General features: G+C 45.9%; 14 protein-coding genes. 2 read left to right on the forward strand and 12 right to left on the reverse strand.

What is annotated here, in order from left to right; genetic code table 11:
* Positions 1-131: 131 nt before the first annotated feature.
* From AC0MXB_RS08620 to AC0MXB_RS08640, 5 genes are all read right to left on the reverse strand, one after another.
* Positions 132-2,612, reverse strand: a complete 2,481-nt coding sequence (locus AC0MXB_RS08620) for a DEAD/DEAH box helicase (protein WP_474039250.1) — start codon at positions 2,610-2,612, stop codon at positions 132-134.
* A gap of 108 nt (positions 2,613-2,720) precedes the next feature.
* The gene (locus tag AC0MXB_RS08625) at positions 2,721-3,080 is read right to left on the reverse strand and encodes a P-II family nitrogen regulator (protein ID WP_474039251.1); all 360 of its coding nucleotides are present in this window, start codon (positions 3,078-3,080) and stop codon (positions 2,721-2,723) included.
* A gap of 47 nt (positions 3,081-3,127) precedes the next feature.
* Positions 3,128-4,558: an ammonium transporter gene (locus AC0MXB_RS08630; protein WP_474039252.1), complete on the reverse strand. Its 1,431-nt coding sequence runs from the start codon at positions 4,556-4,558 to the stop codon at positions 3,128-3,130.
* 242 nt (positions 4,559-4,800) lie between these two features.
* Positions 4,801-5,232, reverse strand: coding sequence for a peptidylprolyl isomerase (locus AC0MXB_RS08635; protein WP_474039253.1), 432 nt, complete (start codon positions 5,230-5,232; stop codon positions 4,801-4,803).
* A 92-nt stretch (positions 5,233-5,324) separates the two neighbouring features.
* Positions 5,325-5,480 carry an aspartyl-phosphate phosphatase Spo0E family protein gene (locus tag AC0MXB_RS08640; RefSeq protein ID WP_474039254.1) on the reverse strand — a complete coding sequence of 52 codons (156 nt, stop codon included), beginning with the start codon at positions 5,478-5,480 and terminating at the stop codon, positions 5,325-5,327.
* 199 nt (positions 5,481-5,679) lie between these two features.
* On the opposite strand from AC0MXB_RS08640, the gene larA reads away from it, so the two are divergent.
* A complete protein-coding gene (larA, locus tag AC0MXB_RS08645) occupies positions 5,680-6,960 on the forward strand; it encodes a nickel-dependent lactate racemase (protein WP_474039255.1) in 1,281 nt (426 codons plus the stop codon).
* A gap of 134 nt (positions 6,961-7,094) precedes the next feature.
* On the opposite strand, the gene AC0MXB_RS08650 is transcribed toward larA, so the two are convergent.
* The 4 genes from AC0MXB_RS08650 to AC0MXB_RS08665 form a co-directional block, all read right to left on the reverse strand.
* A complete protein-coding gene (locus AC0MXB_RS08650) occupies positions 7,095-8,471 on the reverse strand; it encodes a sigma-54 interaction domain-containing protein (protein ID WP_474039256.1) in 1,377 nt (458 codons plus the stop codon).
* A 181-nt stretch (positions 8,472-8,652) separates the two neighbouring features.
* Positions 8,653-8,961, reverse strand: coding sequence for an AtuA-related protein (locus tag AC0MXB_RS08655; RefSeq protein ID WP_474039257.1), 309 nt, complete (start codon positions 8,959-8,961; stop codon positions 8,653-8,655).
* Position 8,962: 1 nt separating this feature from the next.
* The gene (locus AC0MXB_RS08660; protein ID WP_474039258.1) at positions 8,963-10,303 is read right to left on the reverse strand and encodes an acyclic terpene utilization AtuA family protein; all 1,341 of its coding nucleotides are present in this window, start codon (positions 10,301-10,303) and stop codon (positions 8,963-8,965) included.
* A gap of 34 nt (positions 10,304-10,337) precedes the next feature.
* Positions 10,338-11,636 (reverse strand): CitMHS family transporter, encoded by a 1,299-nt coding sequence (locus AC0MXB_RS08665; RefSeq protein WP_474039259.1) that lies wholly within the window; start codon positions 11,634-11,636, stop codon positions 10,338-10,340.
* 362 nt (positions 11,637-11,998) lie between these two features.
* On the opposite strand from AC0MXB_RS08665, the gene AC0MXB_RS08670 reads away from it, so the two are divergent.
* A complete protein-coding gene (locus tag AC0MXB_RS08670) occupies positions 11,999-14,260 on the forward strand; it encodes a SpoIIE family protein phosphatase (RefSeq protein WP_474039260.1) in 2,262 nt (753 codons plus the stop codon).
* A 66-nt stretch (positions 14,261-14,326) separates the two neighbouring features.
* On the opposite strand, the gene AC0MXB_RS08675 is transcribed toward AC0MXB_RS08670, so the two are convergent.
* The 3 genes from AC0MXB_RS08675 to AC0MXB_RS08685 all read right to left on the reverse strand — a co-directional run bounded on the left by AC0MXB_RS08675 (position 14,327) and on the right by AC0MXB_RS08685 (position 19,722).
* Positions 14,327-17,470: an efflux RND transporter permease subunit gene (locus tag AC0MXB_RS08675; RefSeq protein WP_474039261.1), complete on the reverse strand. Its 3,144-nt coding sequence runs from the start codon at positions 17,468-17,470 to the stop codon at positions 14,327-14,329.
* Positions 17,467-18,741: an efflux RND transporter periplasmic adaptor subunit gene (locus AC0MXB_RS08680; RefSeq protein ID WP_474039262.1), complete on the reverse strand. Its 1,275-nt coding sequence runs from the start codon at positions 18,739-18,741 to the stop codon at positions 17,467-17,469. Before AC0MXB_RS08680 ends, AC0MXB_RS08675 begins: the two co-directional genes overlap by 4 nt.
* Before the next feature lie 108 nt (positions 18,742-18,849).
* On the reverse strand, positions 18,850-19,722 hold the full coding sequence (locus tag AC0MXB_RS08685; protein ID WP_474039263.1) for a LysR family transcriptional regulator: 873 nt from the start codon (positions 19,720-19,722) through the stop codon (positions 18,850-18,852).
* Positions 19,723-19,806 lie beyond the last annotated feature (84 nt).

The following is a 19,806-nucleotide window of genomic DNA, read 5'->3' on the forward strand; positions in this document are numbered from 1 at the left end:
CATTCTTTCTCATCTATTGCGATCACCAAAGAGATAGTTCTTGCTTGGCTTACACGTTTATAACTATACCACAAAATGACCCAGCACGAAAGGAAATCATAGTCTTTTTACCTAAAAAAGCCCTTTTTTTGTCACAGTCTGGCGATTTTTTTCTTTTCCCATAGCCGCAACCACTGGGTTAAAATTTGGTAAGCAATCGCCGTATCAGTTATTTCTCGCAGAGCAGCTCGAAACGCTGGATTTTGTAAATCCGGCGAAAGCTTTAGTGCCTGTAGGGAAAGCTGCAACGCCTCACAGACTGCTACTGGTCCAATCGATAAAGCCGGACAATTCGCCCTGTCATTATCAAGAACCAGCAAAAGACGATTCTTGGCTGAATAAATCAGCGAACAATCTGCTTGTCCCACTTGGGCTGACTGCGCAAGAAAACCGGCAAATACAGTTTCCATAAATAGCTTCATTTCTCTAAGGCAAAGCGCGGCGTTGGCAGTCTCTACTGGCGGCAACTGCCAACGCCAGCCTAGACACAATATTTTTTCGCATAAGTGCAGCGGCGGCGCGAGAGCAATGACGCCAACTTCCCGCCCAGCTAAAGTCAAGCGACGGTAAGACTTTACCGTCGTAAGCTTCTCCCAAAGACCATAGACTAAATCCGCACTGCTTTGATCATATTGATAAGAGCTATCGATAGGATCCGCTAAGGGCCGTACAAACCGGACCTGACCATGGACAATGCCTGCCGTAATATAAGCGCGCTCAGCGAGCGGCGCTAGTAGCAACCGATCCACCAAAGCACTAGCGAAAGGATAACTGCCTGTTGCTCCTTCCGCCCTTTGCTGAAACGAAGCAGGCAGCACTTGCCAGAAATGACTGAGTTCATCAATATAGATAGCGCCAGCATGACCTCTGGCTAACAGACAATGCCGCGCCATGAAAGCAATTGGCTCTTTCGTGCCATTTGCAATCAATTCTACTTTACGCTCCTGTGGGCCGCGAAATCCATCGTATAACTGCCGACTCATCCTGGCAGCTTTTGCCTGGGCCTCACGTTCCGCAGGTTCGCAGCCATAAATTCTCTGACAAGCCGCCCGCCACCGCTGCGGCTTCACCCTAACAGTAAAAGCTGCACTTTGCAGGTCTTTTTCGCTACCAGCCAAAAGCAAGCTCCGCTCTTTTAAAGCAGGCAGCGCAAGCGGCAGAGGCAACGGCGTTTGCCGTGGTAAAAACAAAGCAGTGAGATGCTGTTTTAAAGCCGCTTCCCATGGCGAAACACCGAGACCTGCAATAACAAGCCCAGGCCGCGTCACAGCTCTTCCTACTCGCCCCAGCCGCTGCTGAAACGCCGCCTGGCCAAGTGTTAGATTAGGCAGCAAACAGATGTCAAGCCCGCCAATATCAACGCCCAGTTCCAGCGCATTTGTGGCAATAAGCAAAAGAGGCCGCTCTACGTGGTGACGGAAAGTCTGTTCTAACTCTCGTCGCTCCTCAGGCAACAGATCCGCGTCATAGAGTAAGACGGGCTGCGCCAAGTGCGGTTTTAGCAAAAACCGCAGCCGACGGCTCATGGCCTTGCTTTGACAAAAGTACAGTGCCCGGCTATGCCGAAGGGGTTTCGCTGTTAATAACGACGTCAATTCCGGTCGTCCTGGCTGCCGATCATAAAACAACACGATTCGTTTTAACGCGGCTTCACGTTGCTTCAAAAAGGATTTTGCCGCCGCCAGTGAAATAAACTCAACAGTTTCGGTGGCGCTCCCATCAATATGAAGGATCGCAGACTTCGGTACTGACAACAGACGAGAAGCAAAATCAATGGGCTGCGGCAGCGTCGCTGAAGCCAGAAAAAACCGTACTGGCGAAAGCGAAAAGACTTCCTTGAGCACAGCAATCCGTTTCATCAGATAGGCTGTTTGCGCCCCAAAAATCCCCTGATACTGGTGGGCCTCATCAAGCACCATCACAGCAAGCTGGCGAAAAAAAGCCCCTTCCCTGAGCAAGGAAAAATGGACTTTATCAATCGTAGCCAAACGCAGCCTGGCTCGGCCAAAGGCCGAAGTGCCTTGATGTCGCTGCATCTGGGCATCGTCTTGACTTCCCTTCCAAATGGTCCAGCAAATGGGCTGACCAGCAACGACAAGTTTTCCAGCCATAGCTTGCCCCGCGTGATTATAGGAACAGTCCGTTGAAAGTGCTGCCAGTCTTTCAGCCTGTCCCCACAACAGCGCCTGCGTCGGCAGGCAAATAAGCGCAGTTGTCTGAAGTGAGCGACTCAAAGCCTCCAGAACAAACGATAAAAAACACAGACTCTTGCCAGATCCAGTCCCGCTTGTCAAAATCAGATGAGCCGTCGTCTGGCAGGCAGCTACTAAAATCTGTGCCTGATGCTCATAAATTCCGCTTTTGGCTTTCGGTTCGTAGCGAAGAATGAAGTCGTTCATAGCTTGTGGCAAGGAAAGTTCCGTCAGGGGACGACTGTGCGGCAGCAAGGTCCGACAAGCGGCAGCTTGCGGCAGCCAAACTCCAGGAAACCGCTGCTCTAGATCCGCTAATATCCGCCAAGTCGACCAAATTTCGCTTTCGCTGTTTTCGTGCCGCTTTATCCAGGAAAACATGCTTGTCGCCTCTTTTTCTCTTTCTTAGTGTTTCGCGAAAAACAAGGCCCTTCCTGTCATAAAGTAAAAAAAAGCCCCCGACACAAGGCCGAAGGCAGATGGGGCAATTTATTGGGGATCGATGATGGCTGCGTCCCCTTCTTCGCCAGTTCGAATCCGAACGGCATTTTCTAAAGGATAGACGAAAATTTTCCCATCACCGACTTCACCGGTGTGACAAATCCGTTTCGCTGTTTCCACAACAAGCTCCACAGGCACTTCGCAAACAACTGTTTCCAGCTTTATTTTAGGAAGCAGACTAATATTATATTCTTTGCCGCGATAGACTTCTTTATGGCCTTTCGTCAGACCGCACCCAAATACTTGAGTAACAGTCATTCCGGCAACACCGATTTCATTTAAAGCATCTTTTAATTCTTCCAATTTAGCAGGACGAGTAATAATTTCCACTTTCGTAATCTTTCTCATAGGCAACCTCCTCAAATGATATAAACTGTCGGTCTTCTCTTATGAGTTTACGCTAAAGTTGTTTTGGTAACAACCTTTTCTGACGGGGACTCGCTTACCGCGAAGGAAATCTGTGAACCGATAGCAATATCCTGATGAGCATAGCCGCGTTCGCCATGTTCTGAAAGATCGAGACCTTGGCTTTCTTCGTCTTCACTAGAACGAAGGGTAAAGACTAACCCTACGGCTTTTAAGATAATGAAAGTCATTACAGCCGCAAAAGCCCAGCTTGTAGCTACGCCAATACATTGTGTTGTAAACTGCGCAGCATTGCCATAAAACAGGCCGTCAGCGCCAGCCGGATTCACTGAGGTTGTAGCAAAAAGGCCTGTAGCCAAGGCACCCCAGGTACCGCCTACGCCATGAACGCCAAAGGCGTCAAGCGAATCATCATAGCCTAATTTAGCTTTCGCTACACTAACCGAGAAGAAGCATATAACACCTGCCACTAAACCAATTACGATAGAGGCAAGAGGAGTTACAAAACCGGAAGCTGGTGTAATCGCTACAAGACCAGCCACGCAACCGCTTGCGGCGCCAAGAACAGTCGGTTTACCATGAACCAGCCATTCAGTAAATACCCAAGATAAAGCAGCAGCGCCAGCCGCTGTATTCGTAACAAGGAAAGCGAGACCAGCCAAACCGTTAGCGCTTAACGCGCTGCCAGCATTAAATCCAAACCAGCCAAACCAGAGAAGGGCTGCACCAAGTACTGTCATGGGTAGATGATGGGGCAACATAATTTCATGGCCATAGCCGCGCCGTTTGCCAAGTACGAGAGCAATGACTAACCCAGAGACACCAGACAAAATATGAACGACTGTACCACCAGCAAAATCAAGAACGCCTAGGTCCTTGAGCCAACCGCCAGTACCCCACACCCAATGAGCTACTGGATCATAAACAAAAGTGGCCCAAATCAAAGTAAAAGCTACAAAAGCCGGGAATTTCATCCGTTCCGCAAAAGAACCCGTAATAAGCGCCGGTGTAATGATCGCAAACATTGCTTGGAACATTACAAAAACATATTGGGGAATCGTTGCTGCATAATCGCTGTTGGGATCCATACCAACGCCATTTAAACCAAACCATTCCAAACTGCCGAATAAATGATTAATATCAGGTCCAAAGGCAATACTATAACCCCAAAGTACCCACTGTACCGAGATAAGCGCTACAATAAAAAAGCTCTGCATAATTGTGCTGAGTGCATTCTTAGTTCGCACCATACCGCCGTAGAAAAAGGCAAGACCTGGCGTCATAAGCATAACAAGCGCCGCGCTTACAAGCACAAAGGCTGTGTCGCCGCTATCAATTTTTGCCGCATCAGCCGCGTCAGCTGCCGCTGCCGTTGCTGTTCCATCATCGGCAAAAGCCACAGGTAAGATGACCATTGTAAAGAGTAAACATAAAAGTATAATAGCCCAACTTCTTTTCATCCCAAATCCCTTCCTTTGCCTAAAATTCCCTCAAAAAACTACAAAACGCCCAGGAAAATAAAATTCCTGAACGTCATTGTTCAAAAGAAACACAAAAAGCCTCCGCACGTATTGACTACGCTGCGAAGGCTTCATTGCCTGTAGGTTATGAGGTTATTTATAATAATAACAGCGAGCTTCTCGTCTGTCAAGAGGCTCCTTAAAACAATTTACAACTTTACATCTTTTTATTGTTTATTGCCTCAGTCAACTACAACAGTTACCTTATTCATTCTGTCGCCCTGTTCAATGAGATCGACAACATCCATATCGCTAATGACTTTACCGAAAACCGTATGCATGCCATCAAGATGGGGTTGCGGTTCATAGACGATAAAGAATTGGCTGCCACCTGTATTCGGCCCACGATGAGCCATCGATAACGAGCCGCGTTCATGTTTGTGAGGATTTCCTTTGGTTTCACAAGGAATCGTATAGCCAGGACCGCCAGTGCCGTCGCCGCGCGGGCAGCCGCCTTGTGCTACAAAGCCGGGAATCACGCGGTGGAAAGTCAATCCGTCATAAAAACCTTCCGTGATTAATTTTTCAAAATTAGCTACAGTGCCAGGTGCTTCCTGTTCGAAAAGTTCAATTTCAATAATACCTTTATCCATTTCAATTACAGCTTTTTTCATAGTGGAATTACCCCTCTTTTCTACTAGTACTTCTCTTATTATGCCATAATATTGCCATTTCTACTAGAGCTGCCTCTAAGCTTTACCTTGGCTTAAGAATTCACTCTTTCAGTCGATTCTCGACCTTGCTCATACTGATTCAGCAATTCATCGAGATATTGGCTCATATCCAGCACATCAGGGTGACGCAAGCCCTTTAGGCTGACTAGCTTATATAGGCCTGACCGCACTTCCTCTATACTTGCCACTACTTGCTCACCCCTCATCTTTAGTCATATTTTACATTATATGTTATTTATTACACAAATTTCAACTTATATTTTAAAAACAAATTTATGACTTTCTTGGTATACAAAAGGATATCTTCATTAAATAGCGAAAATTTACAATAGATTAAATCTTTCGCCATTACCAATTGTGTTTGAGCGATTTTAAAGGAGGATTTATATGACCACAGTTAAAATTCCTTATGCCAAAAAACATCTAGAGCTTTCAATTCCCGCTGATCGACTGCAGGGTATTCTTCAATCCAAAGCAGAAAGTTTTACCGCTGAAGCTGATGAAGCGACACTTGTAAAAACAGCTTTAGCCAATCCGATCGGTTCGCCGCGTCTCGCTGAACTGGCCAAAGGAAAAAAACACATTGTGATTATCACGAGCGATCACACCCGCCCCGTTCCCAGCCGCATTATTTCGCCGCTCTTAGTAGAAGAAATCCGCAGTACCAATCCTGACGGAAAAATTACATTCCTTGTTGCTACAGGCTTTCACAGAGCCACAACAGAAGCAGAACTAAATGCCAAGTTTGGCGAAGCCTTCCGTAAAACCATTGATATTGTAATTCATGACAGCCAAGATGACAGCGCCATGGTGAAAATTGGTGAACTTCCTTCCGGCGGCTCTACGATTGTTAATAAGCTCGCTATGGAAGCAGATTTACTCGTCGGCGAAGGCTTTATTGAACCGCATTTTTTTGCCGGTTTTTCTGGCGGTCGCAAGAGTGTTTTACCAGGAATCGCTAGCCAGGTCACCGTTCTTTACAATCACTGCTCACAGTTCATTGACAGTGAAAAAGCCCGCACTGGAAATTTAGCGGAAAACCCAATCCATAAAGATATGCTAGCCGCTGCCGAGCAGGCTAAGCTGGCCTTTATCCTCAATGTGGTCATTGATGCTGAGAAAAAAATCATTAAGGCTTTTGCCGGCCATTCGGTCAAAGCCCATGAAGAAGGCTGCCAATTTGTCGGCGAACTGGCTTCCGTCAAAGCTTGTCCTGCTGATATTGTCGTCACCTCCAACGGCGGCTATCCCCTTGATCAAAACCTCTATCAATCAGTAAAAGGCATGTCTGCAGCTGAAGCTACAGTGAAACCAGGCGGCGTTATTATCATCTGCAGCGCCTGCAACGACGGTCATGGCGGCAAAGCTTTTTACGATTGGTTTGCCAAAGCTCCCGGCGGTGCTTCGGAAGTCATGGAAAAAATCATGCAGATACCTGCTGAAAAAACGATTGCCGATCAGTGGGAGGCACAAATTTTAGCTCGTATCCAGCTAAAAGCCCATGTTATCGTAGTCACAGATTTGTGCGATCACCAAATGTTTAAAGATATGCAAGTTGCTGTGACTAGCACCCTCGAAGAAGCCATGGCCGAAGCAGAAAAGATTGTTGGCGCAAAGGCTTCCATAACCGTAATTCCTGATGGCGTCTCCGTCATTGTCCGTCCGTAAAGCGCAGTTGCTCTTACATAGAGAAAAACGATGCCAAGTGCCTCCGTGGCGCTTGCATCGTTTTTTTTGCCATTTTCCGCTGATAGACTCAGCTATTTTAAAAATTCCCCATATCAGTGATTCGCAGAAATATTTCAATGAAGTTTCTTGATTTCTTTGAGCTTGTTATAAAGTGTAGCTAGAGAAATTCCCATTTTGTCAGCAATTTGCCGCTTTGCCGCCAAACTCGTCCCATGAGTCGCTAGCAATCGTTGCAACGTACGCCGCTCAAAGTCTTTCACGAGTACAGCCAACGATTCGGTATAATTAAACTCGTCTAAATTTCCTGGCGCCAATCGCTTCGGCAGATGACTTAACGTTAGAGTCGTTTCATCGCACATATTGACAGCATATTCGGCCATATTTTTTAGTTCCCGCACATTGCCTGGCCAATCATAGTTGAGCAAGGCGCTGTACACGCTAGTATCAATCAGAACAGAGCGGCCTGCTTTTTTCATAGCAGCAGAAAAAAAGTATTTTGCTAATAAAGCAATATCTTCTTGCCGTTCTTTCAAGGACGGCACCGTAAAGTTCATAACATTTAACCGATAATACACATCAGAACGAAACTTATTTTCGGAAGTTAACTGATACAGATCTTGATGTGTCGCGGCAATAATCCGTAAATCCAGAGAGATTTCAGTCATTTCACCGATACGTCGAATCGTTCGTTCCTGAAGTACCCTTAGCAGCTTCGCCTGAGTTTCTAAAGGAAGTTCAGCAATCTCATCAAGAAATAAGGTACCGCCACTAGCCATTTCGAACAGGCCAATGCGTCCGCCCTTTTTTGCTCCCGTAAAAGAGCCCTCCTCATAGCCGAAGAGCTCGCTTTCTACTAAATTCGGCGCAATGGCGGCACAATTGATCGCCACAAAAGGACCGGACCGTCTAGCACTCGCATGATGAATCGCCTGTGCAAACAACTCTTTACCAGTACCGCTAGCGCCATAAATCAAGATATCGGCATCACACTGCGCCGCCTTTTGGGCAATGTGAATCGTTTCCTGTAACGCTTTACTCTGACCTAAAATATCGTCAAAAGTATACTTTACCTGATATAGTCGGTCCACTAAGTTTTTTAGCTGACGACTCCGCTTCGTTACTCGCTCCACTTCAGCAGTAAGACGCCGCACTTCCGTAATATCTTTAACAACTGACACCCCGCCGCAGATAGCGCCGTTTACACGAATCGGGGCCATATCAGCTACGTATTCGATGTCGCCTTCGCGACGATAGGCGCCATAAACAGCCTTACCTGTAGCAATCACTTTCGGCAACATCGCTCCTGGTCGAACATCCGATAAAATCCTGCCTAAAATCTGTTCCTTTTTTACACCAGTAATTCGCGTATATTCATCATTAATGTATTGGACAATCTGTTTATGATCAATAACTAAAATGCCGTTATTTAACGAATCAAGAATTTGACCGTACCACGTTTCCATAACGTCTCTCTGCCGCGGCTGCCCCATCGAAAAACCTCCTGCAACAGTGTCGCTTTAACTAGCTTCTGTCTTTGACGTATTATTTCCGCAAATTAAGCCCTTTTTCCTGTCACGTTGCATGAAAATTTGCAAAAAAACAACAGCTCTCATAAAATGAGCTGTTGTTTTTTATCAGTCGCTATCTTGTTCCTGAGTCGCTGTAATGTTGCTACGCTTCGGGAATCTCTAGATTCATCAGCGCTGAGCTAAGCGATTTTCCGTGAGCGTCAAGTGCTAAGGACCTTGTTACACCACCGCCAAGAGCATCATAGAGCACAAAATTCAAGGCGCCAATATTGGGCAAAGTATAACGGACTACTTTTCCTTTTACAATCTGAGAAAAATGCTTTTGAACCGCTTCTGCTGTAACATACTTTTCTAAACGAGAATAATCTTTTGAATCGTAGGCAATGAGCGATATGTTAGAAATATTGCCTTTATCGCCTGTTCTGGAATGAGCAATTTCTCTTAATTTCATCTTATATCACCTCATAATGCAAAGTAGCTTTCACAAGGTCCCGCGGCAATAGTACCGATAAAACAGCAACAACCTCTTTGGCGCTTTTTGTGGCACCGCCGCCGCCCGCCGGACCATTCGTGTACAAGCTTTCGACCTCATTGCCAATACGCGTCGCTTCCTTCAGCGTCTTTGTCCGTGCGGCAACGCGAAGGCGTACTTCATAGGGAGAATAAGAACCAGTGGAAAGAGCCTCGCCATGAAGCGAATTCATGCCAATAAGATCGAATTTAATCTCATCATAAGAAACGCCAGTCAGTATCAACCGTTCTTTAACAATTTCCAAGGCCAGTTGAGCCCGCTCAGCTGCCCCCGGTCCGGCATAGCTGATTTGCCCTTCCCCAATATAGCTATCGCGATACCCCACTGATACCTTGAAGGAATCCGTACGAGATCGTCCCGTCGCACCACTGACAGAAACTGCATCAGGTCGCTGCTCTTTAAACGAAACCGCGGAAAAATCAGCCACTACATCAGGCGTCAAGTAGGTTTTCGGGTCGTGAATTTCATAAATAAGCTGTTCCTGGCAGGTCGCTGGTGTGACTCTGCCGCCTGCTTCTGCGACTTTCGTGATAATAAAGGAACCGTCTTCTGCCGCTTCCGCAATCGGGAAACCAAGACGAGCTAAATCAGCTACATCTTTGTAACCGGGATCAGCAAAATAACCGCCAGTTACCTGCCCAGCGCATTCCATAAGGTGACCAAGAACTGTGCCCTTACCTAAAAGATCCCAATTGTCTAAAGACCAATTAAATTCATAGACAAGCGGTGCTAAAAACAATGCCGGGTCGGCTACACGGCCAGTAATAATTACATCAGCCCCTTCACGAAGTGCCGCCACCATAGGAGCGCAGCCAAGATAGGCATTGGCAGAAACAATCTTATCTTTGATCGTTGCCAATGGCTGACCTGTTTCTAAAATTTCATAATCATGAGCCAATACATGCTCAAGGACATCATCGCCTAGCACTGCCGCAATTTTCAAATCCTTAAGACCAAGCTCCTGTGCAATTTCCTTGATTTTTTTAGCGCCTGCCGCCGGATTTGCCGCCCCCATATTTGTGATAATTTTGATACCTTTTTCTTTGCAAATCGCCAAAACGGCATGCATCCGATCAGCCAAAAGCGCGTCATAGCCGGCATTCGGATCGGCTAATTTTGCCTTTTGGGCCAAAGCGATTGTTCTTTCTGCTAAGCATTCAAAAATTAAATATTGAATGTTTCCCTTTTGGGCCACTTCAACAGCTGGCTCAATTCTGTCACCGGCATAACCAGCGCCAGAACCAATGCGAATTTTTTTCATTGCTTATCACCTCATCCAGTTTTTACATTTATTATTAGAAGGGGAAAACGCCGATACAGGCCGCGGCAACCGTCATAACAATCGAAGCGCCCCATAAATAAGGAATTGCAAATTTTTGGTGTTCCCCGAGTTCTACACCAGTCAAGCCAACAATCAAGAAAGTAGCTGGCGTCAAGGGACTCACAGGAAAACCTGTCGTCATTTGTCCCATAAGCGACGCCTGAGCAACTTGAATCGGCGCTACGCCAAGCATTTCAGCGACCCCGGCCGCTACTGGCATTACACCGAAATAGAAGGAGTCAGGGTCAAACAACAAGCTCAGCGGCATGGCCACTAGGCCCATCGCAAACGGAATATGGGAAGCCAATGCCGGCGGAACAAAGGAAACTGTCACCTTCGCCATTTCCTTGATCATACCGGTTCCGCCCATAATTCCCGTAAAGGAACCAGCCGCCAATAAAATCCCAGCCATCATCAAGGCTGCTTTCGCATGAGCGTCAACGCGTTTTTTCTGCATATCCACATTCGGATAATTGATCATTAATGCGATTACCGTACCAATCATAAACATAACGGCTGGATCGACTTTACCGCTAATCATAGTTGCCATGACACCGAGAGTTAAAACTACATTAACCCAGAAAACCTTAGGCCGTCTAAGTTCAATTTCCTCTGCCTTAAGTTCTCGCTTCAGAACTACATCGACAGACTGACTGCCGTCAATACCGAGCCGACGAGCTTCCTTTTTGCCAAGGATATAGGCGATAGTAAATACAAAGACAAGTCCGATGATCTGAACCCACACAAGGGGAGTAAAAATCTCTGATACCGGAATATTCAACGCCGCTGATGAACGAAGCGTCGGTCCGGTCCAAGGAAGAAAGTTCACACCGGCTGCCAAAGAAACCATAAGGCATAAAATCCGTTTATCCATCTTAAGTCGTTCATAAATTGGGAGCATCGCCGGAATCGTAATGAGAAAACAAACTGCCCCTGATCCGTCTAAGTGAATCAATAGCGCTAGTAGCGCTGTTCCTACAGTAATGCGCGCCGGATTACTGCCTACGGCCTTTAACACCGCATTAATAATTGGATCAAACAAGCCTGCATCGCTCATCACGCCAAAAAATAAGATCGCGAAAACGAACATTGTTGCTACAGGCGCAATCCCCTGAATTCCTTTAATCATAAATTTACCTGTGGCTAGGCCAAAACCGCCGATTAGCGAAGCGGCAATCGGCACAGCAATGAGTGCTACAAGGGGCGACATCCGTTTTGTAATAATAACGCCAAGCAGAGTGACTATGGTAACCAAACCCAGAAGTGCCAGCATATTCTTTCCTCCCATACGATAATTGTTTGTTAAATATATCACAAATAACAATTGCAAGTTACATGCCAATTTGCAATATAGCCAATAAACTGAAAAATCAAGGTTTTCGTCATTGATAATTATTTACAATTCCAGAAAATTAGAGGTCAAATATTTACTATAGCGCTGCTTCGCGCGATAACTGCATTTCTTGTTTCTATTATTTTAGAAATACCTTATAAAACTTTAGAACACTGCGTCATCTCGCTTTCATGAATCGACAAAAAATATATTTTTAGCGTATAATTTAAGAGAATAAGAATTTTTCGCTAATATCAACAGCATAATCAGATCGAATTGGCTTTAGATAAGGAGAAAGTACGATGAATCAAAAATTCTCATGGTGTCTCTTATTCGTACTGCTGTTTTTTTTCGCACTCCCTACAGGTATGGTACGTTCAGAAAAGGCGGCAAAAAAAGTTTTGATTCTCTACTCTTATGGCGCTGATCTTCCCGTGCAAACTTTGTTTACCCAGGGACTGCGGGAAACGTTGAAAGAAACAGGCGGCAATACAGAATATATTTACGAATATCTCGATATGGCGCGCTATACCTCCCAGGAAAATTATGAAACGCTGCTAGCCGAATTTCTTCAACAAAAATACAGTCAAAATCAGCCAGATCTTATTGTCACCCATTTCGTCCCAGCCTGCAATTTTATGATTCATTACGGCCCCAAAATATTTCCTAAAGTCCCGGCTATCCTCAGCTTTTACGAAGGCGAAGGGGAGCAACATGGCGCTTTGCCGCCGAACTACTATGATGTCATCGGCACTTACGGGATTGATACAGCTGTAAATCTTATTTTGAAGACACGGCCGCAAACAAAAAACATTTACGTCATTGCTGGCGACTCGCCGCGAGAACGTCAAGCCATAGCGGTAGTAAAGCGAGAAGTGGAAGAGTTTACGAACCAAGTTACTTTTACCTATTTAAATAGGCAGCCTTTTGCTCAGATGACGGAAACAGTCGCTACGGCTGAGCCAAATTCAGCCGTATTGTTTCTCTTTCTCTTCAAAGATGCGGCAGGGCAAGCCTTTATTCCTGGTACAGCCTTACAAAAACTCCATGCGGTGTCGCCTGTGCCAATCTACGGGTCTGTATCCATTTATTTAGGCCAAGGCACCGTTGGCGGCTACATGGAAAGTCAAGAAGTGTTAGGAGCCCGTTCCGGCAAAATTGCCGCCCAGCTTCTCAGCAAAACGGCTCCTGTTCCCGAAACGCTGCAACGAGGCTCTGCCGCTGAATATCTCTTTGACGCGCGCGAACTAAAACGTTGGCAAATTTCTGAAGACACACTACCAGTTGGCAGCAAGATCTTATTTAAAACGCCATCATTTTGGGAAACTTACCGCTGGTACGTCCTAGCGGCCTTGTTATTACTGCTAGTTGAATCTATCCTTATCATTGCCTTGCTATTAAATCGCCATTATCGTAAAAAGGCGGAAGCCAGGGCCCATGATGAAGCAGAAAAACAAGCAAAACTACAAGAACAAATGGAAAAGCAACTAAAACTGGCAGAAGAAGTACAACGTTCCCTACTGCCGCAAGATTGTATTAACAGGAAATTTCTCCTGAAAACTCTATTTCGTCCACTTTCCATTGTCAGCGGTGATTTCTACGGCTATCGCTTAAGTAACGACGAGCAGCACCTGCATGGCTTTTTACTTGACGTGACGGGCCACGGCGTCTCTGCTAGTCTTCATACCGCCGCGATTAACAATATGATCGGCTTTTATTTAAATCAAACAAATCCTTGGACGTTGGAAAATCTCGCTAAATTGAACGAACAACTCCTCAACTATTTTCAAGACAGCAGCCTTGCGGCGCTTCTCGTCTTTACAGCTGACTTTAACCAACACACCCTTACTTGTGTTTCCTGCGGCATCAATACCTTCCTTGTTTCTACCCAAAATAAAACGGGCCTTATTTCGCTTCCCGGCATGTATCTGGGAATCAGTCAAAAAGCCCAGTTTAATACACTTCACCTTCCCTTGCAATATGGCGACACTTTCTATTTTATGACTGACGGGATTTATGATAATTTACCAAGCAACATGAGTGAACAAGCTGGTAATTTTGAAAAATCCTTTACGAATTTAGCACAAATGCCGCTTGGTCAATTAAATCCTGATGACCGAACCGCTTTATGTCTTAAGATTCTTAATGGTAAAAAGCGACCGCTCTATTTCGATTATTCAAATAAGGCCGAGCGGCGGAACGTTCTTTATCGCATGAATCAATTCCTTTGCGAATGTACCGGTACTGAGTCATCACAGCCCTCTATTCTGTTAGGCGAAGCTCTGACAAATGCAGTAAAACAGGGGAGCCGAGTTCGCGTAAAAATCAATGTAATCGGCGCCCGTCTAATATTACGCGTCAGCGACAACGGCCCCGGCTTTGCCGGTAATGCGGCAATCAAGGAACTACAAAAGCTCCCCGCCGAAAATATCTTTATTCACTTGCTTGAAGCTGAACAAGGCCGCGGCTTGGCCATTATGCTGCTTTGGAGTGAAAAATTCCTGTATAACCGACAAGGAAATGAATTGCTACTTGTATATGCCTTACCGCCAAAAAACAGTTAAAAAGTAAAGGGCCTGCCCTCGTTACGAGAGCAGGCCCTTACTGATTCGATTTACATTGCAATAAACTCATAGTCCCTGTGAATTGCTGTTGGCGTGTTTTTTCGCAAACAAACCTTTGATTTTATTCCAGTAAAAAGAAACTGGGTGATCTTCTACATAGAGGAAGATAATCGGAATAATAATCAAAGTAAACACCGTCGAGGAAAGGAGCCCGCCAATGACAACCCAGGCCATGCTGACTCTTGTTTCCGAGCCTGCTGTCATCGCTAAAGCAGTTGGCAGCATCCCCACAATCATCGTAAGAGTCGTCATAAAAATCGGTTTGAGTCTGGCTTTACCTGATGCAACAATCGCTTCACGAGCTGACATGCCTTCGCCCATGAGCGTCAGAGTATAGTCAAGGAGTAGTGTCCCATTTTTAGCGACAACACCGTCCATAACGAGAATTCCGATCAGCGAATACAAGTTAATCGTATTGCCAGTCACTGCTAAAAAGATTAGGGAACCGATCATCCCCAATGGTAGCGAAAACATACGAATCACTGGTGTTGCCACTGATTCATAGAGAATCGCCAGCAGCATATATACGAGGATGAGCGATAATACAAGAGCCTGCGCCATTTCGCTGAAGGTACTCATCATATTATCAGCTTGCCCGGTAAAGCGATAGGAAACATTATTTCCTAAAAGCTCCGGCGTCATTTGCGCACTAATATCTTTGAGTACATCCTGCAGCGATCGATCCGTAATATTCGCCGCAATATTAACGGATTCTTGCTTATCGACCCGTCGCAGCATGACTGGCCCGACACCATCTTCTACTCGAGCGACATCGCCAAGTCGAACAAGATTATTGCCAGCTTGCAGTGGAATCGACCGCACATCTGAGGCTTTAAAGCCATCACTGCCTTTTAAACGGACATAAATTTTTGTATCTTGTCCGTCATTATTCGGATCGTTGGCAAAATAACCCGCCTGGGAGCCAGCAATAGCGCCACTAAAGACATCATTAATTTCATTGGCTGTCGTATTATAAAACTTTAATTTTTCCCGATCTACATTGAGTCGTAGCTCTGGTGTTCCTTCCGTATAAGAACTGCGAACATCTTTTACTCCCTTGACTTGCCCCAAGGCTTCTTGGACCCGATAGGAAGCTTTGACAATTGCATCAAGATTGGTACCACGCAATTCAATTTGTACCGGCGAATTATTGGGACCGCCACCGCCAGTACCTGTGCCGCCCGATACGCCGGCAATAGAAGACTGCGTCTCGCTAACCTGAGCCGTAGCGCCAGGCACTTCCTGGCGTAGATATTGTCTGACTTCATCAGTTACTTGCCAAACGCTGCGGCTGCGCTCGCGCCGATCTACAAGTTGCACGCTGATGCCGCCATAATTTCCCGCTGGGGACCCGACACTAGACAAATAGTTTGTCACTTCTGGTATCGTCGCAATAAAATCTTCCACTTTGCGAATTTCTCGGTTTGTCTTATCAATATTCTGTCCTACAGGCCATTGCAGCATAACACGGAAGCTGCCTTCATCGGTCTTCGGCATATATTCCGAGCCAATAACTCCTAACGGAATCAATGCGGCGGCGCCAAAAAAGACGAGTAAAATCATGGCAATCAGTTTGCGTTTATGTCCGAAGCTCCAAGTCAGAGCTTGTTCATAGCGGCGAATGGCCCCTGTTTCTAGACGATTCATGAAATCCCATACTTTCCCTTTGGGCTCATGATCAGCACTTTTAAAAAAGCGCGAGGCCAGCATTGGCGTCAGTGTAAATGAAACAAAGAGTGAGCAAAGCGTAGCAAAGACGATTGTCAAACCAAACTGGCGGAAAAACTGGCCAGTCATTCCATTCATAAAGGCAATAGGCAGAAAAACAACCACGTCGCAGAGCGTAATCGCAATGGCCGCCATGCCAATTTCATTTCGCCCCTCTTCAGCGGCAATCTCGGGATCTTTGCCTAGTCGCAAATGGCGATGAATATTTTCCAGTACAACAATCGAGTCGTCAACAAGAATCCCTATACATAGCGACATCCCCATCAGCGACATCATATTGAAGGTAAATCCCGCTATATACATGACAAAGAACGTAGAAATCAATGAAGTAGGTATGGCAATTAAGACGGCTGCTGTAGAACGCCAACCCCGCAAAAAGAGGAACAGCACCAGACCAGTCGTAAAGAGGCCTTCAATCAAAGCCTCTAAGGTGTTATGCAGCGAGTCCTCAACATACTGCGAAGAGTCTGTAATCGTAATAAACTGGAAATCAGGATACTCAGCCTTTAAAGTAGCAAGCTGTTCTTTGACGGCTTTGGCTGTATCAACAATATTGGCATTACTGTTTTTGTAGACCGTCATGGAAATAACGTCCTGCCCATTCGTTCGGGCATAGCGAGTCACGCGGGCGTCCTGTTCCTTTACGGTAGCTAAGCTAGTTAAAGGAATATTAATCCCTTTATTGTTGGTTACATGGATAGATGCTAGTTCTTCCGGCGATGCGAACTGAGCCGTAAGCCGCACATTCGTTTCCTTATTATTGGTGTAGACAGAACCTGCGGGAGTCAGCACATTTTCTTGGGTAATCCTGTTTACAATCTGGCTTAAGGACATATTATAATAAGACAACTTATCCTTATCTACCTCAACAGCCACTTCTTTGTCACGACCGCCATAAAGCTGCACATCAGAAACGCCGCTGGCGCGCTGCAGCCGTTCAATAAAAATATCATTGGCCAGACTGTAGACATCACTTAAGGGCTTATCGGCAATGACGGAGATCTCCATAATTGGCGAAGCATTTACATCACGCTTAATGACGGAAGGCGTCTGCACTCCTGTCGGCAGTCGCTTAGTCACTGAGTTCACATATTGAGTCGCATCAATCGCTGATGTATCCACATTGGCCCAAAACTCAAACTCTAAAGTAATCTGGGCTTTTTCCGGTCTGGCTACTGAAGTCATGTGCTTTAAATTGGATAAAGATGATAAAGCATTTTCTAGTGGCTTAATAACATCTTCCTCAACCTGCGTGGTACCAGCACCAGGATAATTGACCGTAACTGTCACATAAGGCACATTGATAGCAGGCAAAAGCTCCACGCCGATCCGGTAAAAGCTAAACAAACCGAGAACGACGAAAAACAGTACAATCATAGAAATGCCTACAGGCTTTTTAATGGCATAACGAGTGATATTCATGGCTGATCACCTGATTTTGTCGTATCAACAAGTTGAGGATTGATAACAAGCCCCGCCCGCAAACGAGCCAAGTTCGTCAAAGCGATTTTTTCACCTTCATTAAGACCTGTAAGAATTTCGATAGCATCATCGCCGCGAGCGCCTAACTGCACAGTTCGTTGTTCCAGCGTATTATTCGCGCCGACAACAAACACATAGGCTGAGCCGTTTTTCTCCACTATAGCGTCTTTCGGTACAGTCACTGCCTGGGGCCGCAGCACGGAATTAATAATCGTCCGCGTAAACATGCCGCTTCGCACTGAACTATCAGGATTATCTAAGGCAATCCTGAGCATAAAGGTCAGCGTCGTCGCATCACTAGCAGGACTAATATAAGTAATTTTTCCCGGATAGGTTTTACCAAGTGACTCTACGCCTACACTGACAGGCATTCCGAGCGATAGCGCTGGTAAATCCTGTTCCGAGACTTGACAGTCCACATAAATATGGCTGTTATCAAAAATACTGAGAAGTTTTTGCCCTGCTTGCGCAATGTCGCCTGCTTCAATCTGGCGATAACCAATCACGCCGCCGCGTGGCGCAGTAAGGACAAGATCATTGCGCTGTTTTTCCGCCGCACTGATACTATGTTGCGCTTTGAGGGCTGCTGACTGAGAGGATTGAATTGCCGCAGCCATGCCCTGATTCATCTGATTCTCTAACGTATCGACTGATGCTTTGGCGTCAGCCACTTGCTGCAAACTGGTATCAAGGGCCTCTTTGGAAATAGCGCCTGCTGCATATAAGGCTTTATTGCGCTGATAGCTTGCTAGATTTTTTTCATAGTCCGCTCTGGCGCGATCATAATTGGCATTAAAAGTGGCCTCAGTCGTTACAGCATCAGCAGCAGCCTGACTGTAGGCCGCCCGGTTCTGCGATATGGAAATATCAGCATCACCCGTATCTTGAACAATAAGCACCTGCCCCGGCTGAACAGCTTGACCAAGACTTACATTCACTGCTGTAACGCGCCCTTGATATTTCGCAGCAATATCCACTTGGGCTTCCGGCACGGTCTGCCCAGTTAGCGAAATCCGTTTGACTAAATCACGATGCGTAACCGTACCGACATCTACTGTCGTAGCAAGGCGACCGCCGGCTTTGTCTGCACTCGCTTTATGGGTGCTCCAGTAGCGAAAAGCAAATAAAAGTCCGAAACCAATACAAATTACAAGTCCCATATACAGCAACCGCTGCTTGCGGCTTGCCCCCCGCCAAAATATCTTTGTCATTGTCGCTCCCCTTTTCCTCGCTAGTGAATATCGGCTCATTCCGTTGCCTTGCAGCCAAGATTTTCTCTTACTGTACCATGAACCTATGACAATCCGATGACAAATGTCTTAAAAAGAACGGCTCGCGGCAAAGTCAATAAAAGCTTTTGCCGCTTTTGATAAATAGCGTCCTTCATACCAAGCTACGCCGGCCTCTATATAGAGAGGTTCAGACAACTTTCTCGTAACGATATTACCATGTTTAGCTGCGATGGCGTCAAGCACAAAAGAAATACCAACTCCCTGCTCCACCAGTCCTAACACCGTCTCAATCTGCCGCGACGCAAAAACGATTCTCGGTGTAAAATGATGTTTTGCCGCCTCTTCCATAATGACTTTACGAAAATAAGTATCTTCACGAAACAAGATAAAAGGATATTTCGCGAGTTCGCTAAAGGGAACCTGCTTGGCCTGAGATAAAGGATGATCGAGGGGCAGACAAAGCAGAATTTCGCCTGATGCGACAGGCACCGAGCTAAGCTCTGGCGGCGCATTTGATAGAATCATAATCCCAATATCCAGTTCCCCCTGCTCCAAGCGACGACGAATCGACAATGATCCCTCTTCCACAAAGTGCAATTCAAACTGCGGAAATTCCCTGGCAAATTCAGCAAATAATAACGGAAAAAAGAAGGCGCCCACAATGGGCGTTACGCCGATTTTAATCGAGCCTTTCTGCAATAAGCGATAGTCATGCATTTCCTTAATAGATTCAGCCAGCTTTCCTAAAATCTCATCGACTCGCCCCAGAAAAATCTTACCCTCCACCGTCAAATCAATCTGGCGCTGCCCCCGGTCAAGGAGCTGCACGCCTAGCTCCTCTTCCAGTTTTTGAATAGCCACAGAAACAGACGGTTGGGCGATATGAAATTGCTGCGCCGCCTTCGTAATGCTTTTGACCTTTCCCACAACCTGAAAATATTCTAACTGGCGTAAATCCATAGGCGCCTCCCTAGTTAAAACATAGTTTATAACTATTCTAACATAGTTAGTTAATATTTTTCATGTATAAAAAACGTGACTATA

Source organism: Pelorhabdus sp. sgz311001 (genome assembly GCF_055901755.1).

Bases quoted from the DNA above. Each gene is read 5' to 3' on its own strand.
- AC0MXB_RS08620 (WP_474039250.1), bottom strand. From the start codon at position 2,612: ATGTTTTCCTGGATAAAGCGGCACGAAAACAGCGAAAGCGAAATTTGG.
- AC0MXB_RS08625 (WP_474039251.1), bottom strand. From the start codon at position 3,080: ATGAGAAAGATTACGAAAGTGGAAATTATTACTCGTCCTGCTAAATTG.
- AC0MXB_RS08630 (WP_474039252.1), bottom strand. From the start codon at position 4,558: ATGAAAAGAAGTTGGGCTATTATACTTTTATGTTTACTCTTTACAATG.
- AC0MXB_RS08635 (WP_474039253.1), bottom strand. From the start codon at position 5,232: ATGAAAAAAGCTGTAATTGAAATGGATAAAGGTATTATTGAAATTGAA.
- larA (WP_474039255.1), top strand. From the start codon at position 5,680: ATGACCACAGTTAAAATTCCTTATGCCAAAAAACATCTAGAGCTTTCA.
- AC0MXB_RS08650 (WP_474039256.1), bottom strand. From the start codon at position 8,471: ATGGGGCAGCCGCGGCAGAGAGACGTTATGGAAACGTGGTACGGTCAA.
- AC0MXB_RS08655 (WP_474039257.1), bottom strand. From the start codon at position 8,961: ATGAAATTAAGAGAAATTGCTCATTCCAGAACAGGCGATAAAGGCAAT.
- AC0MXB_RS08660 (WP_474039258.1), bottom strand. From the start codon at position 10,303: ATGAAAAAAATTCGCATTGGTTCTGGCGCTGGTTATGCCGGTGACAGA.
- AC0MXB_RS08665 (WP_474039259.1), bottom strand. From the start codon at position 11,636: ATGCTGGCACTTCTGGGTTTGGTTACCATAGTCACTCTGCTTGGCGTT.
- AC0MXB_RS08670 (WP_474039260.1), top strand. From the start codon at position 11,999: ATGAATCAAAAATTCTCATGGTGTCTCTTATTCGTACTGCTGTTTTTT.
- AC0MXB_RS08675 (WP_474039261.1), bottom strand. From the start codon at position 17,470: ATGAATATCACTCGTTATGCCATTAAAAAGCCTGTAGGCATTTCTATG.
- AC0MXB_RS08680 (WP_474039262.1), bottom strand. From the start codon at position 18,741: ATGACAAAGATATTTTGGCGGGGGGCAAGCCGCAAGCAGCGGTTGCTG.
- AC0MXB_RS08685 (WP_474039263.1), bottom strand. From the start codon at position 19,722: ATGGATTTACGCCAGTTAGAATATTTTCAGGTTGTGGGAAAGGTCAAA.